The organism is Cognaticolwellia mytili (genome assembly GCF_002104475.1).
Classification (GTDB): Bacteria; Pseudomonadota; Gammaproteobacteria; order Enterobacterales; family Alteromonadaceae; genus Cognaticolwellia; species Cognaticolwellia mytili.
In genome coordinates this window covers 61,843-73,975 of record NZ_NBOF01000007.1, presented here as the reverse complement: position 1 = coordinate 73,975, position 12,133 = coordinate 61,843, and the positions used below count along the sequence as shown (strand labels likewise).

8 protein-coding genes are annotated in these 12,133 nt (G+C 38.8%); 5 read left to right on the top strand and 3 right to left on the bottom strand.

All coding sequences use genetic code 11. The features are described 5' to 3' along the window. The first annotated feature begins 308 nt into the window (after positions 1-308). The 5 genes from B7C41_RS18850 (at position 309) to B7C41_RS18830 (ending at position 9,050) form a co-directional block, all read left to right on the top strand. The gene (locus B7C41_RS18850; protein WP_085300523.1) at positions 309-560 is read left to right on the top strand and encodes a DUF4212 domain-containing protein; all 252 of its coding nucleotides are present in this window, start codon (positions 309-311) and stop codon (positions 558-560) included. Beyond that, positions 560-2,296 (top strand): sodium:solute symporter family protein, encoded by a 1,737-nt coding sequence (locus B7C41_RS18845; protein WP_085300522.1) that lies wholly within the window; start codon positions 560-562, stop codon positions 2,294-2,296. Before B7C41_RS18850 ends, B7C41_RS18845 begins: the two co-directional genes overlap by 1 nt. A 274-nt stretch (positions 2,297-2,570) precedes the next feature. Continuing rightward, positions 2,571-3,011, top strand: coding sequence for a hypothetical protein (locus tag B7C41_RS18840; RefSeq protein ID WP_085300521.1), 441 nt, complete (start codon positions 2,571-2,573; stop codon positions 3,009-3,011). 431 nt (positions 3,012-3,442) lie between these two features. Next, positions 3,443-5,368 carry a methyl-accepting chemotaxis protein gene (locus B7C41_RS18835; protein ID WP_085300520.1) on the top strand — a complete coding sequence of 642 codons (1,926 nt, stop codon included), beginning with the start codon at positions 3,443-3,445 and terminating at the stop codon, positions 5,366-5,368. A 235-nt stretch (positions 5,369-5,603) separates the two neighbouring features. Next, positions 5,604-9,050: a hybrid sensor histidine kinase/response regulator gene (locus B7C41_RS18830; protein ID WP_085300519.1), complete on the top strand. Its 3,447-nt coding sequence runs from the start codon at positions 5,604-5,606 to the stop codon at positions 9,048-9,050. Between the two features lie 65 nt (positions 9,051-9,115). Here B7C41_RS18830 and B7C41_RS18825 read toward each other — a convergent pair whose 3' ends face one another. From B7C41_RS18825 to slmA, 3 genes are all read right to left on the bottom strand, one after another. Next, positions 9,116-9,775 carry a response regulator transcription factor gene (locus B7C41_RS18825; RefSeq protein WP_085300518.1) on the bottom strand — a complete coding sequence of 220 codons (660 nt, stop codon included), beginning with the start codon at positions 9,773-9,775 and terminating at the stop codon, positions 9,116-9,118. A 212-nt stretch (positions 9,776-9,987) separates the two neighbouring features. Beyond that, the gene (locus B7C41_RS18820) at positions 9,988-11,460 is read right to left on the bottom strand and encodes an aminoacyl-histidine dipeptidase (RefSeq protein WP_085300517.1); all 1,473 of its coding nucleotides are present in this window, start codon (positions 11,458-11,460) and stop codon (positions 9,988-9,990) included. A 71-nt stretch (positions 11,461-11,531) separates the two neighbouring features. Beyond that, positions 11,532-12,116, bottom strand: coding sequence for a nucleoid occlusion factor SlmA (gene slmA / locus B7C41_RS18815; protein WP_085300516.1), 585 nt, complete (start codon positions 12,114-12,116; stop codon positions 11,532-11,534). Positions 12,117-12,133 lie beyond the last annotated feature (17 nt).

The following is a 12,133-nucleotide window of genomic DNA, read 5'->3' as shown; positions in this document are numbered from 1 at the left end:
CTCAAATAAATATTCCGCCAGTGACGGTTATAGAATAAGTTTGTTGCTTGTATTTAGGGCAATTGTCACGGTTAAGTCAACTGTTTCACATAACTCCTAGACTAAAGTTTAATAGGAGCGTCTAAAAAAGGTTGCTAGTGTGGTACCTAGAGTAGGTTAAGTATTTATTTACCATATGTTGGTAAAACTAACAGGTCTAATTAATAGTCAACCTCTCTTTAAACAACAGGTGAAAGCGTATAAAAATCATAAAACGCTATGCCTAATTAAGCAAAAAGCTTATTAGGAACAATTGCTAGGAGAGAATGATGGAAGGTAATGCAACATATTGGTCAGAAAATCTGCGCCTAATATTTATATGTCTTGCTGTCTGGTTCGTGGTTTCATTTGGTTTTGGTTTACTGCTTGTAGAACCATTAAATGCGATACGTCTCGGAGGCTACAAACTAGGTTTCTGGTTTGCACAACAAGGCTCAATTTATACATTTGTTGGTTTAGTTTTTTGGTATACCAAAAAGATGAACGAACTTGATCAAAAATACGATGTGGAGGAATCATAATGGATGAGTTAAAACTCTATACATACATTGCGGTATTTGGTTCTTTTGCCGTTTATTTCGGCATTGCCTGGTGGGCAAGAGCCGGTTCTACCAGTGACTTCTATGTTGCAGGTGGCGGTGTAACGCCAATGCAAAATGGTATGGCAATTGGTGCCGATTGGATGAGTGCTGCTTCATTTATTTCAATGGCCGGGATGATTTCATTTTTAGGTTACGGTGGCTCAGTATTCTTGATGGGTTGGACGGGCGGTTATGTATTACTCGCCATGTTACTTGCTCCTTACATGCGTAAGCATGGTAAATTTACGGTACCTGAATTTATTTTTGACCGCTATTATTCTAAAACAGCACGTGTAGTCGCCGTTATTTGTTTAATCATAGCGTCATTAACTTATATCATTGGTCAAATGAAAGGCGTAGGTGTTGCCTTCTCTCGCTTCTTAGAAGTTGATTATGATTTAGGCCTTTATATCGGTATGTTCGTGGTATGGGTATATGCGGTATTGGGTGGTATGAAGGGTATTACTTACACGCAAATTGCTCAGTATTGTGTATTGATCTTTGCTTATACAATTCCAGCTGTGTTTATTTCTCTACAATTAACGGGTAACCCAATTCCACAACTAGGCTTAGGCTCTACATTAGCCGATGGTAGCGGTGTTTACTTGCTTGATAAGCTAGATATGGTAGTAACAGATCTTGGCTTTAAAGAGTACACCACTGATAACATGGGCGGCACAGTAAATATGTTTGCTTATACCATGTCTCTGATGATTGGTACTGCAGGTTTACCACACGTTATTATGCGCTTCTTCACTGTACCTTCAGTAAAAGCAGCACGTCAGTCAGCAGGTTACGCTTTAGTTTTCATCGCATTGCTATATACGGTTGCTCCGGCAGTTGGCGCAATGGCACGCTTGAACTTAATGAATACTATTGAACCTGCAGCAGGTCAGAATATGGAATATTCTGAACGTCCACAATGGTTTAAAGACTGGGAAAAAACCGGTTTATTGAAATATGAAGAAAAGAATGGTGATGGCAAAGTTCAATACACTGCAGACAAAGCTACCAATGAAATGGTTAAAGTTGACCGTGACATTATGGTACTAGCTAACCCGGCGATTGCGAACCTACCTAACTGGGTAATTGCACTTGTTGCCGCCGGTGGTTTAGCTGCTGCGTTGTCAACGGCAGCCGGTTTACTATTAGCTATTTCGTCCTCTATTTCTCATGATTTGATGAAAGGTATATTAACGCCAGACATGTCAGAGAAAAATGAATTGCTTGCCGGACGAGTAGTAATGACATTATCCATCATAGTTGCAGGTTGGCTTGGTTTAAATCCGCCTGGCTTTGCTGCAGGGACGGTGGCGCTAGCATTTGGTTTAGCTGCATCATCAATATTCCCAGCGCTAATGATGGGGATATTCTCTAAGAAAATGAGTGGTAAAGCTGCCGTTGCAGGTATGATCTCAGGTATCGGTGTAACTATGCTGTATGTGTTCCAACACAAAGGTATTATGTTTTATGCACCTAGCTCATTTCTAGGCGATATGGAGCCTAACTGGTTCTTTGGAATTTCACCAAATGCCTTTGGTTCAGTTGGTGCTTTGGTTAACTTTGCAGTAGCGTTTACTGTATTGAAATCAACAGGACCAGCGCCAGCTCATATTCAACAAATGGTTGATAATATGCGCATTCCTCACGGCGCAGGTGCAGCACACGATCACTAGTATACTGTGATAATGTTTGCACCACATGGAAGAAAGGCTCCCTTTGTGGAGCCTTTATTTTTTCTTTAAGTAGTAAGTTCTTAGTTGGCGCTAATGGGTATTAGCTCAATTAAATTGGTATAAATTTGGCTCGTAACAACAATAGTCAATCGATGTAGTGTTGTAGAATGATTTTCAATTATCATAGTAAATATACTCAAACTCTTTCTCGGCTTGCTGAATTTTGCATTTCCAAGTGGCTTGGGCATAATATTAAAAAATAATAAGGATGATTATGAACCGTCATACAAAAATGGCCTTAATGGTGGCACCGTTTCTTATCTTAGGTGGTTACATAGCGTCAGATTTTTATATTGAAAATGAAGCACAGCAACAACGTATTTTTAATATGGTACCGTTTGGGCACTGTGATGTAATCAATCAAAAATGTGTGCTGAAGTCGGGTGATTTTGAAATTAATATTTATGATAAAGAAGGTAGCACAACCCTCAATTCAACTTTTCCACTTGATAGTGCTACGCTTTTTCTTGTAGAAGGTGAAAACCAAGCTAGTGCTTACCCTCTGGGTATGAGCGATAGTCCATACTATTGGCAGAGCCCTACGCCGTTGCGAAATAAAATAAGTATGAAAGGTGATAAATATAAGTTGCGTGTAATTGCTAATATCAAAGGTGGGCAATATATTGCGGAATTCTATACTCAAACCACTAAGTAGCCCCATCAGCACAAACTAACCTTTCATTTGGCCAACGTGAGCATTTTTACTCTGTTGGCCATTATAAATAACCTGAACTCGGGATAAGCAAAATGCTACAGCAGAGCTATTAAAGCCTATTTTTACGTTGTTTAAGTTGCCAATAACGCGTTATTGGGCACACTTAAACGCCTTGAACTAGACATAAATATCACTACTGTGGATTGAGGTTTTGTAATAATTTTAAATAGTTATGTTTTTCATTCACATTATCCCGAGCTTAAGTTAAATAAGAGTTTTCAAATTTTTAGTTCGTCCTGAGTCATGTGTTCGCGGTTAGTGCCACGTAATATAATTTTAAATTGGTAGTACGGTTTATATTCTCTATCTATAAATTAATTTTTTATTTAGAATAATGGTCTACTCCCAATGTTTTCACCTGACTTTTAACCATGCCGAACTTATCGATTAAACAAAAAGTAACACTCGCATTCATTCTATTCGTTTTATTAACCGCCACATTAGTTGGTGTTTTGAGTCAATGGAGTGCTAGAAGTATTATTGAAGATCGGATGCTCAAGCAAGAATTACCGAATACTATTAAGCAAATTAATGGTGAGATAGATAAAGAAATTTCGATGATGCGGGTTATCGCTCAACAAATCGCGACTGACCCATTTATAAAAAACTGGTTTGTACAAGGGCAGTCGAAACAAGGAGAGGAGCATTTATTAAAAAAATTAACAGGGATAGCAAATCAACACAATTTGAGTAAAACCTCTTTTGCCGATCGCGAATCTGGTCATTACTGGAACCAAGATGGCTATCTTCGTCAGTTGAAAAATGATGAGGTCGATGGTTGGTTTTATGCTTATCGTGATAGTGGCAAAGATAGCTCAGTAAGTATTTATGCTTACCCTGATTCTGATCAAATAGATCTTTTTGTAAATTATCAAGAGGTTAATGGTGAAGGGTTAGCTGGTATCGCAAAATCATTTGAAGATATTGTGAACCTGTTAAGTAGTTTTAAATTGGAAAAAACAGGCTTTGTCTATTTAGTGAATGATAAAGGCATTATTCAGCTGCATAAAGATAAAGCACTTGTTGGTCAGTCTATTGATACAATCTACTCACAAAATATTGCCGCTAAAATATTGAGTAAATCAGCATTTAGTCTTGGTGATGTACAAGAAAAGAAAGAAGATATATTGGTTGCAGCAAGTTTTATCCCAAGCGCGCAATGGTATGTGGTAGTGCAAGTGCCAAAAGACGAAGTTTTTTCTTCACTAAATGAGACTAATACACAAATGATTACTTGGTCTTTAATTGTGGTAATTATTGCTATTTTTGTAGCGCTGCTAATTGCTAAATCAATTACCAGGCCAATTAACTTATTAGCGGAGTTATTTTTACAGCTTGGGCAAGGAAAGGCCGATATTTCTTATCGGATTCCTGAAAGCGGTCAACAAGAACTAGTAAATGTTGCGCTTGGTTACAATCAGTTTATTACTAAGCTAGAGGGCGTGTTTTCTCAAGTATCTCACACAACATTAGCTTTGAGAGAAACAGCAGATGCTTTACAAACTAAGGCTAATGAAACAATAACGAGCTCAGAGAGTAATGACGAAAATTCTCATCATATTTCTAATGCGCTCAGTCAAATCAGTGAAACTGTAGCTGATGTGGCGAAGAATGCTATTCAAGCATCTGATATTGCAGAAAATATTAAAGGGAATAGTGACTCAATAAGTCTCGTTATCCATTCAGCAAAATCAGAAGTTGAAGAGCTTGGTCAGAAAATTAATGATGTTTCTAATGTCATTAATACCCTCGCGACAAATAGTGAAATGATAGCTGGCGCATTAGGCGTTATTCAAACAATTTCAGATCAAACTAATTTACTGGCATTAAATGCCGCGATTGAAGCAGCACGAGCAGGTGAACATGGACGCGGATTTTCAGTGGTTGCGGATGAAGTCAGAACGCTAGCAAGTAAAACAGTGGAATCAACGGCTGAAATCCAAGCTATCATGAAAACCTTGAAAGAGACCTCGGCGGTTGCCTCAAAAGAGATAACGCAGATTATTGAGCAGTCTGAAAATACCACACAATCGATTGCCAAAGCAGAAGATATTTTACAAACCAGTATGGAACTGACGGACCAAATCTTGGATTCAAACCATTTAGTGGCTTCGGCAACTGAAGAACAAGCGCTAACGATTAGTGATATTAACAACAATATGACGGATCTGACCCACGTATCTAAAGAAAATATGAGCAATGTACAGGCAATTGTGGGCAATGCTGAAAGTTTAAATAAGCTAGCGGAAAGCTTAGAAGGCTTAGTTATTCAATTCAAAGGTGAGCATCATAGCTAGTACTTATTTACACATAAAGTGTTGAACCTGGTATTTTCGAGTGGCTTGAGTGTAACTGATGAAAAATGCTTCCAATGAAAACAATAACTTCAGTTTAAGCTAATTAAATAGTATTAGCTTAAATGTCCTACGACTAAAGTCTAAATGAGGAGAGTTTCATTCGTCTTACGAGCTTGTTATCGTAGTATTGATCATAGTGACAAATATTACTCAGAATAATAAATAGAGAGCTCTTATGTTTCCAAATTGGCAGTTAGCGGGCTTAAGTTTTGCCTATATAGGTTTGCTTTTTTTTATTGCTTATATTGGAGATAAGTATCGCCACAAATTGGTGCGTAGAAGTCAGGCCGTCATTTATGCGTTAACTTTAGGAGTGTATTGTACGTCTTGGAGTTTTTTAGGCACAACAGGCCAAGCTTCAAGTAACTTTCTTTCTCATTTGCCTATATATCTGGGACCAATCTTACTATTTACCTTTGCTTGGCCTTTTATTCAACGGATTATACGCGTTAGCTTAAAATTAAATTTGACCTCAATTGCAGATTTATTAGCTGCACGTTTTGGAAAGTCACACAAGCTGGCTATTTTAGTCACTATCGTCGCGTTAATCGGTACTATGCCGTATATCGCATTACAGTTAAAAGCGATCGTTTACTCGTTTCAGCAACTTCAAGCAGAACAAAGCTTACCTAATTGGCACTTTGGTCTTATTGTTAGTTTAGTGCTAGCTGGCTTTACTGTTGTTTTTGGTATACGAAATATTGATGTTACTGAGCGTCACCCTGGAGTGATGCTAGCGATTGCTTTTGAGTCATTAGTAAAACTGTTTTCCTTTCTGGCTGTTGGTATTTTTGTTACCTATGTTTTATTTGATTCACCGATGGAAATTTGGCGTCGTTCCTCAGCTAATATTCAGCTTGATGAACAATTAAATTTTCCTAATATTATGTCAATGTTTGCTATGTTGGTGATTACTATGGCAGCTTTTCTGTCTTTACCTCGCCAATTTCAAGTGATGGTTGTTGAACTTAAAGATGAAAAAGATACTTGGCTAAGTCGCCGTATTTTTCCACTTTATTTACTAGTGTTTGCAATTTTTGCTGTGCCTCTAGGTTTAGCAGGGCACTTATTGCTTGGTGACTCAGTACCATCGGATGCTTATGTTTTGTTTTTACCTTGGTACCAGCAACAACCTTGGCTGACTTTGCTGACATTTTTGGGGGCTATTTCAGCTGCGAGTTCTATGGTGATTATTTCATCTATTGCTTTGAGTACCATGCTGAGTAATGAAATTGTTTTTCCTTGGCTTTATCGTGCGAAGAAGCATAACCATTCTGACTATGATAACTTTCGTTTACGGTTATTGACTATTCGTAAAGTTTTAGTTTTATTTGTTATATTACTTGGTTATAGCGTGTTCTTAATGGCATCACCTGATACCTTAAGTTCATTAGGTGAAATAGCTTTTGGTGCTTTTGCTCAGTTATCACCTGCGTTAGTCGCTGCATTTTATTGGCGAAGAGCTTCTCTAACTGCGGTTTATGGCGGTATTGTTATTGGGTTTTCTGCTTGGTTATTCTTAAATTTCATTCCTCAGTTTGGTGTTTACCCTCATCCTTTTCGTGATGGCTTTTTACCTGCTAATTCATTAGCTAGTCTGTTGTCGTTATCAGTCAATATCATATCGATGTGGCTTATTTCTCATGTCAGTCGTCAAAGTGTGCTAGAGCGTATGCAGGCATCTTTATTTCTAGAATATCGCGCACCAAAAGCACTGCAATTACAACAGCATAAACAAATAAACCATCAAGAACTTGAGTTACTCGTTTCACGTTTTGTTGGTGAAGAAAAATCAGCTATTAGCTCAGCCCAATTTCAACGTTCAGCCGATAAAGACAAAATGAGTAATGTGGCTTATAACCAAAAACTATTACAGCACACAGAGAATACATTAGCGAGTGTGATGGGGGCTTCATCTGCACGTCTAGTGTTATCTTCTGCGTTAGAGGGGCGAGATATTGCCTTAGACGAAATTGCAATGTTAGTGGAAGAAGCATCAAATCAGCGACAGCAATATAGCCAAGATTTACTACAAAGTGCAATAGAAAATGCCAGTGAGGGGATCTCTATTGTTGATAGTGATCTTAATCTTGTGGCATGGAATAAGAAGTATGTAGATTTATTTGATTATCCAAGTAAGTTGATATACCAAGGTAGTCCGGTGTCGGGATTAATTCGATACAATGTTCATCGCGGCCTATGTGGCTTGAGTGGTATCGATGAAATTGATGAACAAGTTAATAAACGTTTAGCCCACCTGCGCAATGGTAGCTCACACAGTTCAGAACGAGAACATAGTGATGGCAGAGTGATCCGTATTGAAGGCAACCCGTTGCCGGGTGGTGGCTTTGTCATGCTATTTTCAGATATTACCGCCTATCGCCAAGCTGAACGAGGCCTAATAGAGGCTAACGTCGACTTAGAAACACGAGTGCAAGAGCGTACACAAAAACTAGAGCAAACTAATGATGCACTGGCGTTGGCAAGAGAAAAAGCAGAACAAGCACATGTTAAAAAAAGCCTTTATTTGAAAGCTTGTAGCCATGATTTAATGCAGCCATTAGAAGCTGCACGATTATTTACTGCAGCGTTAGCTAGTCAGGGAAGCTTAACTGACAGTCAACAACGACAAGTCGATAATATTGATCACTCTTTAAAAGTAGCTAATGATTTAGTTGCTGATTTAGCTGAAATTGCCCGTATTGAAAGTGGAAATATCAAACCTAACATTAGCTCATTTTCGGTTAAATCTTTATTTGATGATTTGGCAAAGGAATTCTCTGCTAGTGCTATTGATTTGAATGTTGAATTTCGTGTGCGCGGTAGTTCGCTGTGGCTGCGCTCGGATCGAAATTTACTACGTCGTATATTGCAAAATTTGGTTGGTAACGCCTTTCGCTATGCTAGCCCAGGTAAAGTACTTCTAGGTGCTAGAGCCAGAAGTGAAGGTATTTATATTCAGGTGCTTGATAACGGTCCTGGTATCCCATTAGATAAACAAGCCATGGTTTTTGAACAGTTTACTCAATTGGACAATCAACAAAGCTCATCAGCAGGTGGTTTGGGCTTAGGCCTTAATATTACTCAAAGTTTGGCGCAGTTATTAGGGCACTCTTTGGCGCTACAATCTGAAGTGGGCATGGGCTGTAAGTTTACTGTTGGTGTTGAGCAAACTCAGGCAAGAGCAGAAGCTGCCGTGGTTAAACCAGCCACTAATATTGGTTTGAAAGGTGTTACGGTAATGTGTATTGATAACGACCCAGATGTGCTTAATGGCATGATTGAGTTGCTGTCAGCATGGGATTGTAATGTGTTAGCTGCTGGCTCATTCAAGCAGGCAATACTGCTCTATAAAGAGCATAAAAACGATATTGAGATTTTACTAGTCGATTATCAACTTGATGGTGACTTTAACGGTATTTCACTCATTGCTGAGTTAAGAAGACTAAGCCATCAGTATGTACCAGCTATTTTAATTACCGCAACAACGGATAGTGATCTAGAGGAAAAAACTTTAGCTGCTGATATTGGTTTTATGCGTAAATTAGTTAAACCTGCAGCGTTGAGGGCAATGATGAGTGCGATGCTGACAAAGAAACTTCAAGCTAAATATTTAGAATAGTATCACCACTCACTAAATTAGTGGCGATACTTGGCGTTTGACCGTATTCACTTTAGCGCTGGAATTTAGCTGTTTTGAAGTTGTACATCAGCAATATCAAGTTGTGCGATAGCAATAACAGCTTGCGTACGGTTACGAACATCAAGTTTACGAAAAATTGCTGTGGCGTGAGCTTTAATCGTTGCTTCGGATACATGTAAGTCATAGGCTATTTGCTTATTGAGCATGCCTTGGGCAAACATCATAAGAATACGATACTGTTGTTGGGTGAGGCTAGCAACGCGTTCAGCAATATCATTATTGTCTTGCATCGGTGCTGACTCACTGTATGCCTCAGGTGTCCATATATTACCTAATAACACATGCTGAATAGCATTATAAATATCGTCTACCGGTGTTGATTTTGGGATAAAACCAGATGCACCATAACCCATAGATTTATTTATTGTTTCGTGGTCTTCATGCGCCGAAACGATGACAACAGGTATTTGTGGGAAGTGATTACGCACATGGATTAACGTGTTAAAGCCATGTGCGCCGGGAATATGTAAATCTAGTAACACGAGATCACTATCATTATGAGTGCTAAGTTGTTGTTCTAATTCTGCAATTGTTTGTGCTTCCAACCATTTTGTTTGCGTTAATTTTAATTTTAATGTGCCTAATAACGCTTGTCTAAATAATGGGTGATCGTCAGCTATTATAATTTTTTCTGGCTGAATCATGTTATTTTTCCTTTAGAAACCCCGTCTTCAGTGTAGAAGGTATAAGCATAATTGTTTATTAGACTTTAGACTAACTGACACTAAGTTGATCTAGTCGACCTTTTTAACTCCAAGTGATTTTTAATGTGAGCAGGAGAAAATTAAGAGAATACAGCGCGGGATTGCAATACCGTGCTGCATTTACTCAAGCCTATTATCTAATGAAACAGTAGTTATACTTTTTCTGGAATGTTGGCTAGTACTGCGACCAATAACTGCCAATACTGCTCAACAGTGGCAATTTGAATTTTTTCATTTGGAGAATGTGGGAATTTGATTGTTGGACCAAATGACACCATATCCCAGTGTGGATATGCGGTTTTAAACAAGCCACATTCAAGACCTGCATGGATAACCATAATTTCCGGTACTTTATCAAATAGCGATTGATAGGTATCACGTACCGTTTTCATTAGCGCTGAACTAGTATCTGGTTTCCAGCCTGGGTATGCACCTGAAAAGGCAATGTTAGCGCCTGATAAATCAAATACAGATTGCACCATGGTTTGTGCATCTAAGCGACCATCGTCATGTAAGCTGCGAATTAATGTCATGGCAACAAATTTGTTACCTTTACTACGCATAACACCTAAGTTTAACGAGGTTTCTACGATACCTTCAATATCATCACTCATACGCAACACGCCGTTAGGGCAGGCGTTAAGGGCACGTAAAATTGTGCTTTGAGTTTCGATAGTCCAACATTCATCAAAAGTTTCTGGTGAAATTAGCAACATTTCGATATCAGTTTCGATTGAACCTAAAGATTGACGCATTGTGGCTAAAGATTCTGCCAACTTAGCCTTGAACGCTTCAACTTGCGTAGCAGCAATAACAAAACTTGCATCAGCCTCGCGTGGAATAGCGTTACGTAAGCTACCGCCATTTAATTCTGTTAAACGTAAATCAAATTCATTGCTGGCATCAAGTAAGAATCTAACTAAAAGTTTGTTAGCATTGGCACGACCGGTGTGAATATCAACACCAGAATGGCCGCCTTTTAAACCTGAAATTGAGAGGTTGAATGATTCAACATCAGCAGGTGCGTCTTCGTTGGTAATCGCGAATGTTGCTTCACCGTCGATACCACCCGCACAACCCATGTACACTTCACCTTCTTGCTCAGAGTCAGTATTGATCAGTAAATCACCTTCTAACCAACCTGCTTCAAGACCAAAAGCGCCTGTCATGCCAGCTTCTTCATCAATAGTTACTAAAACTTCTAGTGGACCATGAGGAATGTCATCACTTGCTAAAACGGCTAATGCTGACGATAAACCAACGCCATTATCAGCCCCTAAAGTTGTGCCTTCTGCCGTGACCCAATCACCGTCAGCCTCAGTAATAATGTATGGTTTAATCGGATCAACAAGAAAGTCATGATCGGTATCAGAGTTTTTCTGCGGCACCATATCCATATGAGCTTGTAAAATAACGCCCTTTCTTTTTTCCATGCCCGCAGTGGCTGGCTTTTTAATGATTAAGTTGCCAACAGCATCTTCCTTAACAATTAATCCTAACTCAGTAGCCCAAGACTGGATCCAAAGCGATATCTTCTGTTCATGTTTAGAAGGATGCGGAATACTACAAATTGTTTCAAAAATTTGCCATAATTTACTTGGTTTTAGCTGTGCTAACTTGCTCAAAGTTTTTCCTTAAATATCTCAATTGCCAATGTAGCTTGGCGTATAGTCGACAATGTTCTTTTCAAATAAGGCTATTTATCAGCCATTAAAAATTGCCATTGTTCATTAAAATCATTACTCGGCTTCTTGGTAAAATCAGAGCGAACATATTGGTTTATTTTACCTTCAGCGAAGGCCATTAAAATATTTGCTAACGCTTGTTCGGAAACTGTGAAACCTTTGCCTTCACGTAACTTTCGTTCACGTAATACTTGCTTAAATTGTGATTCTAGTTTTTCAAAGAACTGGTTTACACGAGTACGTAAACGCTCGTTTTCACCCATTAAAGCATCCCCAGCAAGAATTCGACACATACCTGGATTGCGCTCAGCAAAAATTAATAAGACATGCAGAATATGGTGGCAACGAACTAAGGCTTCTTTATGATCAGTTAAAATTAGATTCACTCGAGAGAAAATGGATTCTTCGATAAATTCGATTAACCCTTCAAACATACGTGCTTTAGAAGGAAAGTGGCGATAGAGTGCCGCTTCGGAAACACCCACCTCAGCGGCAAGCTTTGCTGTTGTTATCCGTTGTCCGGCACTAGTTTGCAACATATGTGCAAGACATTCTAAAATTTGTTGTTTGCGATTGGGTTTTTGAGTCGCCGGCATAAAACTAATTCTCTTAT